Source organism: Streptomyces sp. NPDC050806, from assembly GCF_055586425.1.
Window position 1 is genome coordinate 159,061 of sequence record NZ_JBVJIF010000009.1, and the last position, 16,366, is coordinate 175,426.

The 16,366-nt window shown below is 73.0% G+C and carries 13 protein-coding genes; 11 read left to right on the plus strand and 2 right to left on the minus strand.

The window, feature by feature from the left end; genetic code table 11:
- Positions 1-20 precede the first annotated feature (20 nt).
- On the minus strand, positions 21-557 hold the full coding sequence (locus ACZ6WH_RS27950; RefSeq protein WP_361566593.1) for an HNH endonuclease: 537 nt from the start codon (positions 555-557) through the stop codon (positions 21-23).
- A 266-nt stretch (positions 558-823) separates the two neighbouring features.
- On the opposite strand from ACZ6WH_RS27950, the gene ACZ6WH_RS27955 reads away from it, so the two are divergent.
- The 7 genes from ACZ6WH_RS27955 (at position 824) to ACZ6WH_RS27985 (ending at position 8,844) form a co-directional block, all read left to right on the plus strand.
- Positions 824-1,888 carry a mechanosensitive ion channel family protein gene (locus ACZ6WH_RS27955; RefSeq protein WP_432854455.1) on the plus strand — a complete coding sequence of 355 codons (1,065 nt, stop codon included), beginning with the start codon at positions 824-826 and terminating at the stop codon, positions 1,886-1,888.
- Positions 1,889-2,125: 237 nt separating this feature from the next.
- On the plus strand, positions 2,126-3,283 hold the full coding sequence (locus ACZ6WH_RS27960; RefSeq protein WP_469731578.1) for an ROK family transcriptional regulator: 1,158 nt from the start codon (positions 2,126-2,128) through the stop codon (positions 3,281-3,283).
- A gap of 84 nt (positions 3,284-3,367) precedes the next feature.
- Positions 3,368-4,705 (plus strand): ABC transporter substrate-binding protein, encoded by a 1,338-nt coding sequence (locus tag ACZ6WH_RS27965; RefSeq protein ID WP_469731580.1) that lies wholly within the window; start codon positions 3,368-3,370, stop codon positions 4,703-4,705.
- 11 nt (positions 4,706-4,716) lie between these two features.
- Entirely contained in the window at positions 4,717-5,670 is a 954-nt protein-coding gene (locus tag ACZ6WH_RS27970) for a carbohydrate ABC transporter permease (protein ID WP_469731582.1), read from the plus strand.
- 3 nt (positions 5,671-5,673) lie between these two features.
- Complete coding sequence (locus ACZ6WH_RS27975; RefSeq protein WP_469731584.1) at positions 5,674-6,576, plus strand: carbohydrate ABC transporter permease; 903 nt, start codon at positions 5,674-5,676, stop codon at positions 6,574-6,576.
- Between the two features lie 16 nt (positions 6,577-6,592).
- Entirely contained in the window at positions 6,593-7,846 is a 1,254-nt protein-coding gene (locus ACZ6WH_RS27980; RefSeq protein ID WP_469731957.1) for a 6-phospho-beta-glucosidase, read from the plus strand.
- Positions 7,837-8,844, plus strand: coding sequence for an N-acetylglucosamine kinase (locus ACZ6WH_RS27985; RefSeq protein ID WP_469731586.1), 1,008 nt, complete (start codon positions 7,837-7,839; stop codon positions 8,842-8,844). Before ACZ6WH_RS27980 ends, ACZ6WH_RS27985 begins: the two co-directional genes overlap by 10 nt.
- Before the next feature lie 39 nt (positions 8,845-8,883).
- Here ACZ6WH_RS27985 and ACZ6WH_RS27990 read toward each other — a convergent pair whose 3' ends face one another.
- A complete protein-coding gene (locus ACZ6WH_RS27990; protein WP_469731588.1) occupies positions 8,884-9,570 on the minus strand; it encodes a FadR/GntR family transcriptional regulator in 687 nt (228 codons plus the stop codon).
- Between the two features lie 340 nt (positions 9,571-9,910).
- Between ACZ6WH_RS27990 and ACZ6WH_RS27995 the strand changes: the two genes are divergently transcribed.
- From ACZ6WH_RS27995 to ACZ6WH_RS28010, 4 genes are all read left to right on the plus strand, one after another.
- A complete protein-coding gene (locus tag ACZ6WH_RS27995; protein WP_469731590.1) occupies positions 9,911-11,350 on the plus strand; it encodes a hypothetical protein in 1,440 nt (479 codons plus the stop codon).
- Between the two features lie 17 nt (positions 11,351-11,367).
- Positions 11,368-12,366, plus strand: coding sequence for a glutamate ABC transporter substrate-binding protein (locus ACZ6WH_RS28000; RefSeq protein WP_469731592.1), 999 nt, complete (start codon positions 11,368-11,370; stop codon positions 12,364-12,366).
- A 97-nt stretch (positions 12,367-12,463) separates the two neighbouring features.
- Positions 12,464-13,720: a hypothetical protein gene (locus ACZ6WH_RS28005; protein WP_432854485.1), complete on the plus strand. Its 1,257-nt coding sequence runs from the start codon at positions 12,464-12,466 to the stop codon at positions 13,718-13,720.
- Entirely contained in the window at positions 13,717-16,365 is a 2,649-nt protein-coding gene (locus ACZ6WH_RS28010; protein ID WP_469731594.1) for a serine/threonine-protein kinase, read from the plus strand. The genes ACZ6WH_RS28005 and ACZ6WH_RS28010 overlap by 4 nt, the downstream gene beginning before the upstream one ends.
- The last annotated feature ends 1 nt before the right edge of the window (position 16,366 follow it).

Genomic DNA, 16,366 nt, shown 5'->3' on the forward strand with positions numbered 1-16,366 from the left:
GGAACGCGAATGGCCCGGATCTACGCGGAAACCGCGTCGATACGGGCCATCGCATCATCCGCGCCGTACGGCTGCAGGTATGGCAGCCAGCGCGGGTCCCTATGCCCCGTGCCGATGATCCGCCACGCGAGCCCCGATGGCGGCGCGGGCTGATGCCGCAGCCGCCACCCGATCTCGGCGACGTGCCGGTCGGCCTTGACGTGGTTGCAGCGACGGCATGCGGCCACGACGTTCTCCCAGGTGTGCTGCCCACCGCGGCTGCGCGGGATCACGTGGTCGACGCTGGTTGCGACGCCACCGCAGTACGCGCACCGGCCGCCGTCACGGGCGAAGAGCGCACGGCGGGTCAGGGGAACAGGGCCACGAAAGGGCACACGTACGAACCGCTTGAGACGCACCACACTGGGAGCGGGGAGCGCACGGGTCGCACTGTGCATCAGGGCGCCGGAATCCTCGAGGCTGACGGCCTTCTCATTGAGGACGAGGATGAGCGCGCGGCGGAGCGGTACGACGCCGAGCGGCTCGTACGACGCGTTGAGGACCAGGACATGCGGCACGGGTGCCTCCTTGTACGCCGGCGGCGCGTGGCTCGCGCCGGGACGATCTCCCCACAGTGTCCCCCGGTGCCTGGTCGGAGCGCCACCATGACCAGGTAACGGGTCGGAGGTGTTTTCGACCACACTCCTTTTCTGCCCAGCAATTCGGCCCGGTCTACTCGAACAACGGCGCGGACTGCCCGCGTTGCCCCGTTAGTGTGGTTGGTCTGCCCGATGTGCGGTTACGTGCCGCCCGGGTCTGCTGTCCCGTACGGAAGGTCCTTGCTGTGTTCTGGTCCGCTTCTCCGGTAGCCGCAGCGGCGCCGGACCCGTCCTCCATATCCGAGGCTCAGGAGAAGGCCACCGACGCCGCCGGCTGGGTGCAGGAGAACTGGCAGAGCTGGCTCGACGCCGGTCTGCGCATCATCCTCATCGTGGTCATCGCGGTGGTCCTGCGGTCGCTGGTCCGCCGTGCGATCACCAAGCTGATAGGGCGCATGAACCGCAACGCCGGCGCGGCGCGCAACGGCCCGCTCGGCGGTTTCCTCGTCAACGCCGAACGCCGCCGGCAGCGCTCCGAGGCCATCGGTTCGGTGCTCCGGAGCGTCGCGTCCTTCGTGATCCTCGGCACGGCCGCGCTCACGGTCCTCTCCGTACTGCAGATCAATCTCGCGCCGCTGCTGGCCAGCGCCGGTGTGGCGGGCGTCGCGATCGGCTTCGGCGCGCGCAACCTCGTCACGGACTTCCTCTCCGGCGTCTTCATGATCCTGGAGGACCAGTACGGCGTCGGCGACTCCATCGACGCGGGCGTCGCCTCCGGTGAGGTGATCGAGGTCGGGCTGCGGGTCACGAAGCTGCGCGGCGCCGAGGGCGAGATCTGGTACGTCCGCAACGGCGAGGTCAAGCGGATCGGCAACCTCAGCCAGGGCTGGGCGACCGCCAGTGTCGACGTGCAGCTGCGCGCCACCGAGGACCTGGAGCGGGTGCGGGAGGTCATCACCGAGGCGGGCGAGGCGATGGCGAAGTCCGAGCCGTGGAACGAGCGCCTGTGGGAGCCGGTCGAGGTGCTCGGCCTGAGCGAGGTCCTGCTCGACACCATGACGATCTCCGTGTCCGCCAAGACGATGCCGGGCAAGTCCTTCGCCGTCGAGCGGGAGCTGCGCTGGCGCATCAAGCGGGCCCTGGACGAGGCCGGCATCCGCATCGTCGGCAACGCGCCGCTGCCGGCGGAGGGCGAGGAGGCGGCCGACCCATCGGCCGCCGTCGCCGCCCCGTCCGCCTTCGCGAACCCCCTCTCCCCCCAGTCGGTGGCCAGCAACCCGGTCACTCCCCCGCCGAACCTGAACAAGTAGCGGGGCACCCGCACGCACAGGAATCGGCCCGCTCCCCCTTCCGGGGAGCGGGCCGATTCCTGTCCGGACCATTGACGGAGCCGGTACAAGGACCTACCTTCCTGGAAGTTGATTGGAAAGTTTCCTAACAGATCAGCTCCCGGCCACCGGACGGTGCGTTCCGGGGCGGGGCGACGGCGGGTGAGCGGAATGGGCGGGACGGGCGGAACGCCGGGGACTCCCCGGGTGCTGCGGGCGATGAACGACCGGGCCGCGCTGGAACTGCTCGTGTCGCAGGGCCCGTTGACGCGCACCCGGATCGGCGAGCTGACCGGGCTGTCCAAGCCCACCGCCTCGCAGCTGCTGGGGCGGCTGGAGTCGGCCGGGCTCGTGCGGACGACGGGGAACGTGACCGGGCGGCCGGGCCCCAGCGCGCAGCTGTACGAGGTCAATCCGGCGGCGGCGTACGTGGCCGCGCTGTCGGTGGACCCCGGTGGTGTGACCGCCGTCGTCGCGGACATCACCGGACGGGTCGTCGGGGAGCGGCGGGCCGCCGCGGAAGACCCCGTGGACGGCGCCGCGGTGACGGCCGGGCAGGGCGCCACGAGCGCGACCGCCCGGGTGGTCACGGCCGCCGTGGACGGGGCGCTGGCCAAGGCCGGGCTGGCCCGGGACGACCTGCACGGCGTCGTCATCGGCACGCCCGGCGCGCTGGACCCGCGCACCGGCGAGCTGCGGTACGCCCCGCACCTGCCCGGCTGGCACTCGCGGGCGCTGCTCGCGGAGCTGGGGGACGCGCTGGGCGCGCCCGTCGCCGTCGAGAACGACGTGAACCTCGCGGCGCTGGCCGAGCAGTACGAGGGATCGGCGCAGGACCACGACGACTTCGTGCTGGTGTGGGTGGACGAGGGGGTCGGCGCGGCGATCGTCCTCGGGGGCACGCTGCTGCGCGGCGCCACCGGCGGCGCCGGCGAGATCGGGTACATGCCGCTGCCGGGCGCGCCGCTCGCGCGCGGTGGCCCGGACGCGGCGGCCGCGCCGGACGCGGGCGGCGGTTTCCAGAGCCTGGTGGGGCAGCCCGCCGTGCTGGAGATCGCACGCGGCCAGGGACTGGATCCGGCCGATGCGGCCCAGGCGCTCGCCGGTCCGGGCGTCGTCGACGAGGTGGCGCGCCGACTGGCGACCGGCCTCGCGGCGGTGGTCGCCGTGGTCGACCCCGAGCTGGTGGTGCTGTCGGGTGTCGTCGCGCAGGCGGGCGGCGAGCGGCTGCGGGTGCGGGTCGAGGAGGAGCTGACCGGGCTCGCGCTCCCCCGGCCGCAGCTGCGGATCAGTGACATCGAGGGCGACCCGATCCTGACGGGCGCCCTGCGGACGGCCCTCGTCCAGGCGCGGGACGTCGTCTTCGACACGGCCTGAGCGACACGGCCCGGGCGACACGGCCCCAGCGCCGTACGCGGCGGCCCCGCGTACCCCTCCCCCACCCTTGAGAAGGGTCCTGTCATGTTCTCACCAAGATATGGCGCACGTGGCGCGGCGGCGGCCGTCGCGCTGCTGCTGGCCGCCGGCTGTGCCAATCCCGGCGTCGGCAGCGACCGGGACGATCCGACGAAGCCGGTCACGCTGAAGTTCTGGCACGGCTGGTCGGCGCCGGGCGAGGTGAAGGCGATCGGTGATTCGATCCGCCGGTTCGAGGAACTGCATCCGAACATCCATGTGGTGGCGACCGGGAACGTGTCGGACGAGACCACCAACCAGGCGCTGCGGGCCGGCGGCTCGGACGCCCCGGACGTGGTGTCCTCCTTCACCACCAACAACGTGGGCCAGTACTGCGATTCGGGGATGTGGACGGATCTCGACCCGTTCATGAAGAAGACCGGGCTGGACAAGCACAAGGTGTTCCCGAAGACGCTGCTGGAGTACAGCAGTTACGACGGAAAGCAGTGCGCGCTGCCGCTGCTCGCCGACGCGTACGGGATGTACTACAACAAGGACGCCTTCGAGGAAGCGGGGATAGCGCGGCCGCCGCGCACCATGTCGGAGCTGGTGCGGGACGCGAAGAAGCTGACGAAGAAGAAGGCGGACGGCGGGTACGAACGGGTCGGGTTCATGCCCAACTTCCGGATGTACCAGAACAGTCCGGACCGGCTGTTCGCGCAGTGGGGGCCGCGGTATTTCGACAGCAAGGGGAATTCCCGGCTGGCGAAGGAGAAGACGGTACCGGAGTTCTTCCGGACGACCGGCGAACTGATGAAGGCGCAGGGCGGATACGCCCCGCTGGAGAAGTTCCGTACGACGTTCGGCGACGAGATGTCCTCGCAGAACGCCTTTCTCACGGGGAAGGTCGCGATGCACATGGACGGCGAGTGGCGCGGGCTGATGCTGGACGAGGCGAAGGCGAAGTTCCGGTGGGGCACGGCGCCGCTGCCGGTGCCGGACGACCGGCCGGAGACGTACGGGCGCGGCTATCTGACCGGGACGGTCGTGGGGATCTCGCACAGCAGCCGGCACCAGAACGCCGCGTGGGAACTGGTGAAGTTCCTGACCGCCGACACCAAGCAGGTGGTGCGGTTCGCCAACGCCATTCACAACGTGCCGTCGACGAATGCCGCGCTGAAGTCCCCGGAACTGGACGCGGACCGCTCGTTCCGTACGTTCCTCGACATCGCGCGTAATCCGTACAGCACGGCGCTGCCGCCGTCCACGAACGGCGGGCAGTACGTGGTCTCGCTCCGGGACTTCGCCTACAACGTCGAGGCCGGGAAAGTGCCCGACCTGCGGTCCGGACTGCGCACGCTCGATGCGCAGATAGACGCCGACACCCTCCAGTCCAAGAGCTGAGGACATATCCCATGGCTCTCTCCCACGCGCCCGAACTCCGGCGCAAGCACCGCCGTACCCGGCTCCGTACGCTCGGATTCCTCTCGCCGTGGCTGGTCGGGTTCTCGGTCTTCTTCGCGTATCCACTGATCGCGACCGTCTATTTCTCGTTCATGCACTACAACCAGATCAAGGAGCCCACCTTCGTCGGGCTGCGGAACTGGACGTACGTGCTGACGCAGATGCCGCTCTTCGGGCCCGCGCTGTGGAACACGCTCTGGCTCGTCGTCGTCATGGTCGCGCTGCGGGTGGTCTTCGGGCTCGGCATCGGCATGCTGGTCACGAAGATCAAGACCGGTGTCGGCCTCTTCCGTACCGCGTTCTACGTGCCGTACCTGGCCCCGCCGGTCGCCGCGACCGTCGCCTTCGTCTTCCTCCTCAGCCCCGGCAGCGGACCCGTGAACGAGATCCTGTCGGCCGTCGGCATCGACTCGCCGCCGACCTGGTTCAACGATCCGGCGTGGGCCAAGCCGTCGCTGGTGATGCTGTCCCTGTGGGGCATCGGCGACCTGATGGTCATCTTCATGGCCGCGCTGCTGGACGTGCCGAAGGAGCAGTACGAGGCGGCGGAGCTGGACGGGGCCGGCGCGTGGGCGCGGTTCCGGTACGTCACCTGGCCGTCGATCACCCCGATCGTGATGTTCGCGGTGGTGACCGGGGTCGTGCAGACGATGCAGTACTACACGCAGGCCCTGGTCGCCGGGAAGCTCGCGTCCGGCGTCTCCGTCGGCCCCGGCACGGTCATCCAGCCCGGCTACCCGGACCACGCCACGCTCACCGTGCCGCAGCTCGTCTACTCGCTCGGCTTCCAGAACTTCAACACCGGTGCCGCGTGCGTGCTCTCGCTCGTGCTCTTCGCGATCGCGATGGTCGTCACCACGTTGCTGATGCGCAAGCGCGCCGGCCTGCTCTCGGCGGAGGACTGACCGATGACCACCACGACCCTGAGAGCGGCGGCCGACGTCCGTACCGGGAGCAGCGGCGGCCCCGCCGTCCGGGCGGTCCGCCGCAAGCGGGTGCTGCACTGGATAGCGGTGCACTCCCTCGCCCTCGCCGCCGCGCTCTTCTTCGTCCTGCCCTTCGTGTTCGTCTTCCTGACCTCGGTGATGAGCGACGGGCAGGCGATGAGCGGTGAGCTGTGGCCCCGCGCGTGGCACTGGGAGAACTACGCGCAGGTGTTCCGCACGCCGGGCTTCCTGGACTGGTGGCGCAACTCGCTGATGTACGCGGTGCTGGGCACGGTTCTCACGGTGTGCTCGTCCCTCCCGGTCGCGTACGCGCTGGCCAAGTTCCGCTTCCGCGGGCGGCGCACGGCGATGCTGCTGGTGATCTCGACGATGATGCTGCCGCCGCAGGTCATCGTGGTCCCGATGTACCTGGTGTGGGCCCAGCAGTTCCATCTGTCCGGCTCGCTGTGGCCGCTGATCATCCCGATGGCCTTCGGGGACGCGTACTCCATCTTCCTGCTGCGGCAGTTCCTGCTGACGATCCCGAAGGAGTACCTGGAGTCGGCGCGGGTGGACGGCTGCGGGGAGCTGCGGACCCTGCTGCGGATCGTGGTGCCGATGGCGAAGCCCGGCATCGCGGCCGTCGCCCTCTTCCAGTTCTTCTACTGCTGGAACGACTACTTCGGGCCGCAGATCTACGCCGCGCAGAACCCGGGCGCCTGGACGCTGTCCTACGGCCTGGAGACGTTCAAGAGCGCCCACATGGTCAACTGGAACCTCACCATGGCGGCGACGCTGCTGGTCATGGCTCCGGTGATCGTCGTTTTCTTCTTCGCACAGAAGGCCTTCGTCGAAGGCGTCACTCTCACAGGGGTCAAGGGCTGAAGCACATATGACAGGTATCAAGCTTGCGGTGGTCGGCGGAGGCTCGACCTACACCCCCGAACTCATCGACGGTTTCGCGCGGTTGCGGGACGTGCTGCCGGTGGACGAGCTGGTCCTGGTGGATCCCGCGGCGGACCGGCTGGAGCTGGTGGGCGGGCTGGCCCGGCGGATCTTCGCCAGGCAGGGCCACCCGGGCCGGATCACCTGGACCGGGGACCTGGACGCCGGGGTGGACGGCGCCGACGCCGTCCTGCTCCAGCTGCGGGTCGGCGGGCAGGCGGCCCGCAACGAGGACGAGACCTGGCCGCTGGAGTGCGGCTGCGTGGGGCAGGAGACCACCGGCGCGGGCGGGCTCGCCAAGGCGCTGCGCACGGTGCCGGTGGTGCTGGACATCGCCGAGCGGGTGCGCCGCCGCAACCCCGACGCCTGGATCGTGGACTTCACCAACCCCGTCGGGATCGTGACGCGGGCGCTGCTCACCGCCGGGCACAAGGCCGTCGGGCTGTGCAACGTGGCGATCGGCTTCCAGCGGAAGTTCGCGCGGCTGCTGGACGTGGCCCCGCAGGACGTCCAGCTCGAACACGTCGGGCTGAACCACCTGACCTGGGAGCGGGCCGTGCGCGTCGGCGGCGAGGACGTGCTGCCGAGGCTGATCGCCGAGCACGGCGACGCGATCGCCGCCGACCTGCGCATGCCGCGCACGCTCGTCGAGCGCCTCGGCGTGGTCCCCTCGTACTACCTGCGCTACTACTACCAGCACGACGAGGTCGTACGGGAGCTGCGCACCAAGCCGTCGCGGGCCGCCGAGGTCGCGGCGATGGAGAAGGAACTGCTGGCCATGTACGGCGATCCGGCGCTGGACGAGAAGCCGGAGCTGCTGGGCAAGCGGGGCGGCGCCTTCTACTCCGAGGCGGCGGTCGCGCTCACCTCCTCCCTCCTGCGGGACACGGGGGACGTACAGGTGGTGAACGCGCTGAACAACGGGACGCTGCCGTTCCTGCCGGACGACGCGGTGATCGAGGTGCCGGCCACGGTGGGCGCCGGGGGCGCGGCGCCGGTGCCGGTACGCCCGCTGGAGCCGCTGTACGCCGGTCTGATCGCGAACGTCACGGCGTACGAGCACCTGGCGCTGGAGGCGGCCCTGAAGGGCGGCCGGGACCGGGTCTTCGAGGCGCTGCTCGCCCACCCCCTCGTCGGACAGATCGAGTACGCGGACCGGCTGGCCGACGAGCTGCTCGCACACAACCGGGAGCACCTGGCGTGGGCCTGAGCGGGAACGGGAACGGCCCCCCGGCCGTGCTGGCGGTCGACGCGGGGAACAGCAAGACCGACGTGGCGGTGGTCGGCGCGGACGGGAGGGTGCCGGCGTCGGTACGCGGCGGCGGGTTCCAGCCGCCCACGGTGGGCGCCCCGCAGGCCGTCGCGGGGCTCGCCGAACTCGTCGAGGAGGCGCTGCGGCGGGCGGGCACCGACCGGGTCGGGCACCTGTCCGCCTGCCTGGCCAACGCCGACCTGCCGGTGGAGGAGGAGCGGCTGACCGAGCTGCTGACGGCGCGCGGCTGGTCGGACACGGTCACCGTCGCCAACGACACCTTCGCGCTGCTGCGGGCCGGGCTGCCGGACGACGGGCCGGGCACCGGCGTCGCGGTGGTCTGCGGCGCCGGCATCAACTGCGCCGGGCTCGGCCCCGGCGGCCGTACCGCGCGCTTCCCGGCCATCGGGCGGATCTCCGGGGACTGGGGCGGCGGCGGGCACCTCGCCGAGGAGGCGCTGTGGTGGGCGGCGCGCGCCGACGACGGCCGGGGCGTGCCCAGCGCCCTCGCGGACCGGCTGCCCGCCCACTTCGGGCTGCCGTCGATGCCGCGGCTCATCGAGGCGCTGCACCTGAAGGAGGTGCCGGCCGAGCGGCGCCACGAGCTGGTGCCGGTGCTGTTCGCGGTGGCGGGCGAGGGGGACGCGGTGGCACGGGCGCTCGTCGCGCGGCAGGCCGAGGAGATCGTCGTCATGGCCACGGTCGCGCTGCGCCGCCTGGACCTGCTCGCCGAGCCGGTCCCTGTGGTGCTCGGCGGCGGGGTGCTGGCGGCCCGGCACCCGGTCCTGCACGAGGCGGTGGTCGCGCTGCTGGCCGAACGCGCCCCGAAGGCGGTACCGCGGGTCGTCGGCGCTCCCCCGGTACTGGGCGCCGCCCTGCTGGCGCTGGACACCACGGCCGCACCGGCAGCCGCGTACACCCGGCTGCGCGCGCACTACGCGACGGCCGGACCGTAGCGACTTCCGGTCGTCCGACGGCCGGACCGTAGCGGCCCGCTAGTCGTCCAACGGCAGTGCCAGGTCCCGTACATGGCCGGCGAGCAGCTTCACGGCGGCGTCCACCGCGGCCCCCTGGTCCTGCGCCCGGATCGCCTCGACGAGGAGGTGGTGGGGATCGGTGGGCGCCGCGGTCGCGGTGTCCAGGCAGGCGGCGCGGCGCAGTTCCGCGCGGAGCGCCGTGCTCAGCGAGCGGTAGATGTCGGCCAGTACGGGGTTGGCGCTCGCCTCGGCGACCAGGACGTGGAAGTCGGCGTCGGCGGCGGTGAACGCCTCGTCCTCGTGTGCCGCGAGCGCCGCCCGGCGGCGCGCCAGCGCGGCCTCGATGGCGGCGAGCTGGGCGTCCGTGCGGTGCCGCGCCGCCTGCCGCGCGGCGATCACGTCCAGGCCCTGCCGGACCTGGGTGACATGGGTCAGCTCGGCCCGCTCCAGGCGGCGCCGGAGCGCCACCGCGCTGTCGTCGTCGGAGATCACGAACGTGCCGTCGCCCTGCCGGGTCTCCAGCAGCCCGGCGTGCACCAGGGCGCGGATCGCCTCCCGTACGGAGGCCCGGCTCACCTGGAGCGTTTCGGACAGGGCGCTCTCGGGCGGGATGCGGCCGCCCACGGGCCAGACCCCCTTGACGATCTGCTCCCGGATCTCGTCGGTCGCCGTCTCCACCAGCGACACCCTGCGCACCGTCCGCACGCCGCCCTCCCCTCCGCCGGCCTCGTGCCCCGGCGTCCGCCGCCGGCCGCCCGCGGTTCACAGGTCACCTGACGTCAGGCAACTCTAGTCAGCCCCGGACTCCGGTGGCTGCCCCGGTGGGAACCGAACACCGTGCGAATGCGTCCAGAGGGGCACAAGGGGAGGCAATGGGGGCCGGGGAGCGAGCCGCCGGGCGCGGGACCCGAACGAGATCGCGATCCGAACAAGATCGTGGCAATACCGGTGTGGCGACCGGTCCCTGCAGCCATACTGCTGGCCATGCACCCCTGTCCGTGGCCCGGGTCGCGGGTGCACGTCCAGCGACCGAGGGGGAGGTTCCGTGTCATATCCGCCGACCGGCAGCGCGGCACCGCCCGCGCCGGCCCCGGAGCCGGACGCGGCCGCCCCGCCTGCCGCCGAGCCCCCGCCGCCGTCCGGTGAGCGCGCCGTCTGGGCCGAGGGACTGCGGCGGCTGCGCGCCGCCGCGACCACCGAGCCGGGCCGGCTGCGCGTCATCGGCGCCGTACTCGCCGCGCTGGTAGTGCTGTTCGGCGCGCTGACCGCCTGGCAGGTGACGGACCGGTCGGCCGCCGCGAGCGACGTCCTGGAGAGCAGCCAGCCGCTGAGCCGGGACGCGGCCGACATCTACCGCTCGCTGGCGGACGCCGACACCACGGCCGCCGGCGGCTTCCTGGCCGGCGACCGGGAGAGCGCGGCGTCCCGCAAGCGCTACACCGACGACATCGCCACCGCGGCGCGGCTGCTGGTCCGGGCGTCCGCCAACTCCCAGGGCTCGGCGACGGCCCGCGAGCAGATCGAGCGGCTGAACGACGCCCTGCCGCGGTACACGGGCCTGGTGGAGACCGCCCGGATGTACAACCGCCAGGGCCTGCCCGTGGGCGGCGCCTACCTCCAGTACGCCAACGACCGGATGCGCACCCAGCTGCTGCCCGCTGCCCGCCGGCTCTATGTCACCGAGACCGGCCGGCTCGACGCCGACCACGACGACGCCACCGCCTGGCCCTGGGTGGCGCTGGCCGCCGGGGTGGTGGCGATCGGCGGGCTCGGCTGGGCGCAGCGCCGCAACTACCTGCGGACGAACCGGGTGTTCAACCACGGGCTGCTGCTCGCCACGGCCGCGTCCGCCGTGGTGCTGCTGTGGACGGCGGGCGGGCACGCGGTGGCCCGCGCCGGCCTGGACGACTCCATCGAGCACGGCGCCAGGTCGCTGCGGGTGCTGAACGAGGCGCGCATCGCGACGCTCCAGGCACGCGGCGACGAGAACCTGACGCTGGTGGCGCGCGGCGGCAAGGTGACCGGCGGCGACCAGCGGGACTTCTACGAGACGGAGTACGCCGCCGGCATGCGGGACCTGGCCGGTGCGGGGAGGGGAGCCGGGGCGCCGGCCGGCGGCAAGCTGCGGGAGGCGCTGGCGCTGGCGGACGACGAGGCGGGCCGCGCGCCGGTGCGGGAGGCCCTGAAGAACGTACGGGAGTGGCAGTCCCGGCACGCCGAGGCCCGCGCGGAGAACGACCGCGGCGACTACGAGGGCGCGCTGGCGAAGGTGATCGGCAAGGACCGGCCGACGAAGGAGTCGTTCGACAAGGTGGAGGCGGCCCTCCAGCAGGCGCTCCGGCACGAGCAGGCCGAGTTCCGGGACGCGGCGGAAGGCGGCAGGCGCGCGCTGTCCGGGCTGGCCGGGGGCGCCGCCGTACTGGCCGTGCTGGCCGCCGCCGGCGCGGTGCTGGGCATCGGCCGCAGGCTGTCGGAGTACCGGTGAAGAGGGCGGGGACGAGCATGCGCGCGCGAATGGCGGACCTCCGCTCCACGCTGGCCCCGGTGGCCGCCGGCATGGGGGTGATGGCCGCCGCCGCTGCGGTGCTGGTGCCGGTGCTCAGCAACGCCCCCGCCGTGCCGCCCCGGCCCCCCATCCCGGCGCCGCCCCGCACCGCCGTGGCCGCCCCCGCCGCCACGGACGCCACGGGCTGCACGGCGGAGAACGCCGCGGAGAGCCTGCGCCCCTCCGCCGCCGACGGCGACGCGGTGCAGCGGATCAAGAAGGCGGGCCGGCTGGTCGTCGGCGTCGACCAGAACAGCTACCGCTGGGGCTACCGGGACCCCGACAACCCCCGGAACCTCATCGGCTTCGACATCGACCTGGCGAAGGCCGTCGCCGAGGACATCCTCGGGCCGGACCCGGACATCGTGTACCGGGCCATCCCCACCAACCAGCGCATCGACGCCGTACGGCAGCGCAGGGTGGACATGGTGGTGCGCACGATGACGATCAACTGCGAGCGCAAGGAGCAGGTCGCCTTCTCCACCGCCTACTTCAAGGCCGGCCAGCAGGTGCTCGCGCCGAAGAGGTCGTCGATCGACGCGTTCGACGACTCGCTGCGGGGGAAGAAGATCTGCACGGCGAAGGGATCGACGGGCGAGCAGGAGCTGAAGCGGGAGGATCATGGCGCGACGGTCATGACCGTGCCGAACCAGCTCGACTGCCTGGTCCGGCTCCAGCTGGGCGAGGCCGACGCCGTCGTGACGGACAGCGCGCTGGCCGCCGGCCAGGCCGCGCAGGACCCGACCGTCGAGCTCAAGGGCGAGCCGTTCAGCACGGACATGTACGGCATCGCGATGAACAAGGAGGACGAGGACCTGGTGCGGCGGGTGAACAAGGTGCTGGAGGAGTACCGCGAAGGCGGCACCGACAGCCCCTGGACGACCGCGTACGACAAGTGGCTCAAGGCCGACCTGCCGGGCGTCTCCGGCCCGCCGGCCCCGCAGTACAGCGACTGACCGGCCCGGCCGGACGCGCCCCGCTTCCGGCCGTCCGCAGCGCACCGCACGCACTCTGGAGAGGTGATCGATGGGGGTCCCTGGACCCGCCCCGGCCATGAGCCGCGACGAGGTGGACCGCGCCCTCGGCAGGCTCGTCGCCGAGCACGAGGCGATCGAGACCTCCCTGCTGGCACTCCAGGACCACGCGGGCCGCCGCCTCCTGGAGGGGGCCGAGCTGACCGGGGTCACCAAGGACCGCTGGGCGACGGCCGAGCGGCAGATCACCGTGCTCTGGGCGCACTTCGAGGCGTACACCGCGGCGCTGGACGCCGCCCGCGACCTGCGCGCCCGCCGCCGCTGGCTCTCCCAGGACGACCTGGCGGCCCTGACCGACATGCTCCGCGGCAACGGCGTCACGGTCTCCGGCGGATCGGCCGCCGGCAGCCCCGGCCGGCTCAGCGAACACCTCAGCCTGGAGACGCTGGTCGACCGGATGAACGGGCTGTACGCCCGCGCCCTGGACGTCATCGTCAGCGCCGACTCGGTATGGACCGCGCTGCCCGCCCGCATCGACCTGCTCGCCGCCGAACTGCGCCGCACCCGCTCCCTCGCGCACTCCGTCGGCGTACGCCCCGGCGAACACCCCTCGGGCGACGACCTGGAGGACATCACCGGCGAACTGGACCGGCTGCGCGCCGAGGTGCTCACCGACCCGCTCGCCTTCTGGATTCCCGCCACCGACGCCAGCGCCGCGCCCGGCGGCGGCCGCCCCGACACCGGCCGGTACGACCGCGCGGCGCGCGCCCTGGAGGACGTACGGCGCGAGATCGAGGCGGTCCTCGCCGTACGGCAGGACGCCGAACGGCGGCTGATGCAGGTGCGCGACCTGCTCTCGCGCGCCGACCGTACGCTCACCGAGGCGCGGCAGGCGCGCGGCGAGGTGCTGGCGAAGATCGCCGCGTCCGAGGTCCCGGCCGTCTCGGGCCCGTCGGCCGCCCTGCACGAACAGCTCGCCACCGCCGCCGACCACCGCAGACGCTCCCAGTGGCACCTGCTGTCGCCGCTGCTGGAGAGCCTGGAGGAGCGCGCCGAGGAGGAGTTGCTGCGGGCCCGCGAGTCGCTGACCGCGGTGACCGCGCCGCTGGCCGTACGCGCCGAGCTGCGCGGCCGGCTCGACGCGTACAAGGCCAAGGTGGCGCGGCACGGCCTGGCCGAGGACCTGCTGCTGGTCGAGCGGTACGACATCGCCCGCCGGATGCTGTGGAGCGCGCCCTGCGACCTGCGCGCCGCCGAACACGCCGTACTGCGCTACCAGCACGCGGTGGCCGAGGCGGTGGCGGCCGGACAGCAGGACCGCGAGGAGGAGTCATGAGCGGCGCGCCGGACACCGCCTGCCAGCGGCCGGAGTGCGGTGGCACGTACGAGGACGTCGGCGACGGCGAACTGTACTGCGACACCTGCGGCATGGCCCCGGTCGTCTCCCGGACCGGCATGGTGGCCTCGCCGCCGACCGGAGTCGCGGGCGCGGCCCGCTCCTCCGCCGGGTCCGGGTCCGCACCGGGCTCCGGCAGCTCCGGCTCCTCGTCCTCCGCCCGCTCCGCCGGCTCCCGGCGCTCGGTGTCCGGGCGCCTCTCCCGCTCCCTGTCCGGCCCTTCGACGCAGCTGGTGTCCGTGCGCAGCGGAAGCTCGGGGCAGGGCTCCACGTCCGCCTCCGGCGCGGGGCGCGGGCGGCTCGGTGCCGGGCTGGTGGCGGTGCCGGACGTGCCCCGGCCCGACCCGCGCACGGTCGTGCTGGAGAACCCGGAGGTCCCCGAGCGCAAGCGATTCTGCAGCCGCAGCGACTGCGGGGCGCCGGTGGGCCGCGCGCGCAGCGGACGCCCCGGCCGTACGGAGGGGTTCTGCACCAAGTGCGGCCACCCGTACAGCTTCGTGCCGAAACTGCGGGCCGGTGACGTGGTGCACGGCCAGTACGAGGTCGCGGGCTGCCTGGCGCACGGCGGGCTCGGCTGGATCTACCTCGCGGTGGACCGCGCGGTCTCCGACCGGTGGGTGGTGCTCAAGGGCCTGCTGGACACCGGCGACGAGGACGCGCTGGCGGTCGCGGTCTCCGAGCGCCGCTTCCTCGCCGAGATCGAGCACTCCAACATCGTCCGGATCTACAACTTCGTCGAGCACCTCGACCCGGCGACCGGCAGCCTCGACGGCTACATCGTCATGGAGTACGTCGGCGGCAAGTCCCTCAAGGAGATCGCCAACGACCGGCGCACGCCCCAGGGAAGGCGCGACCCGCTCCCGGTCGAGCAGGCCTGCGCGTACGGCATCGAGGCGCTGGAGGCCCTGGGCCACCTGCACAGCCGCAACCTGCTGTACTGCGACTTCAAGGTCGACAACGCCATCCAGCAGAACGACCAGCTCAAGCTGATCGACATGGGCGCGGTCCGCCGGATGGACGACCACGAGAGCGCGATCTACGGCACGGTCGGCTACCAGGCACCGGAGGTCGCCGAGGTCGGCCCGTCCGTCGCCTCCGACCTCTACACCGTCGCGCGCACCCTCGCCGTCCTCACCTTCGACTTCCAGGGCTACACCAACGTCTTCGCGGACTCCCTGCCGGACCCCGAGCACATCGAGGTCTTCCGCCGGTACGAGTCCTTCTACCGGCTGCTCGTCCGCGCCACCGACCCCGACCCGGCGCGCCGGTTCACCGACGCCGAGGAGATGGCCGAGCAGCTGACGGGCGTGCTGCGGGAGGTCGTGGCGCTCCAGACGGGCGAGCAACGGCCCGCGCTGTCCCAGCTGTTCGGGCCCGAGCTGCGCGTCGTGGACACCGAGCTGATGCCGGCCGTGGACGGCGACACCTCGCTGCTGGGCGGCCGGGCCGCGCCGTCCCGCCGCCCCGGCCGGCGCAGACAGCCGGCCGCGGCCCTTCCCGGCCGGGGACCGACGGCGGGGCTCGTGGGCGCCGCACCGGACACGCCGTCGATCCCGGCGCAGATGTCGTACGAGGTCTCCCCGCTGCCCGGATACGGGCGCCCGGCCCCCGTGCTGCGCACCCTGGACACCTCGGCCACCGTGCTGGCGCTGCCGGCGCCGCGGGTGGACCCCGGCGACCCGAACTCCGGCTTCCTGGCCGGCCTGCTCGCCGCCGCCCCCGCCGAACTGGTCGCCGCGCTCCGCTCGGCGCCCGCCGACTCGCTGGAGGTCCGGCTGCGCGACCTGCGGGCCCGGCTGGAGATGGGCGACGGGCCCGAGGCCCGGCGGGTGCTGCGGGAGATCGAGACGGACCCGCTGGCGGAGTGGGCGTCGGACTGGCGGGTGGTCTGGAACCGCGGCCTGGTGGCCCTGGCCACCGGCGACAAGGAGACCGCCGCGCTGTCCTTCGACGCGGTGTACGACGCGTTCCCCGGCGAGCCCGCTCCCAAGCTCGCGCTGGGCGTCTGCGCCGAGGTACTGGGCCAGCTGGACAACGCCGCCGAGTACTACCACCTGGTGTGGTCCACCGACCACAGCTACGTGAGCGCGGCGTTCGGGCTGGCACGTGTGCGGCTCGCGGCCGGTGACCGGGCGGGTGCCGTACGTGCCCTGGAGGCCGTACCCGAGTCCTCGATCCACTTCACCGCGGCCCGCATCGCCGCGGTGCGGGCCCGGCTCCGGCAGCGCCCGGCCGGTGAACCGCTGCTGGCGGACCTGCGGGCCGCGGCCGGGCAGATCGAGCGGCTCGCGGACTTCGGGCTGGACGCGCAGCGCCGGGAGACGCTGACGACGGAAGTGCTGGGCTGCGCCCTGGACTGGGTGCTGTCCGGGCGAGCCGGGGAGCGGGTGCCCGGCCCGCCGGACGCGGCGGGCGGGCCGGCCGACGGCCGCCCCGTGCTGCTCGGCTGTGCGCTGGACGAGCGCGGACTGCGCTTCGGCCTGGAGCGGTCCTACCGGCTGCTCGCCAGGCTGGCCCAGCGCGGTGATGAGAGGATCGAACTGGTGGAACGGGCCAACCGCTTCCGCCCCAGGACGTGGGTGTGAG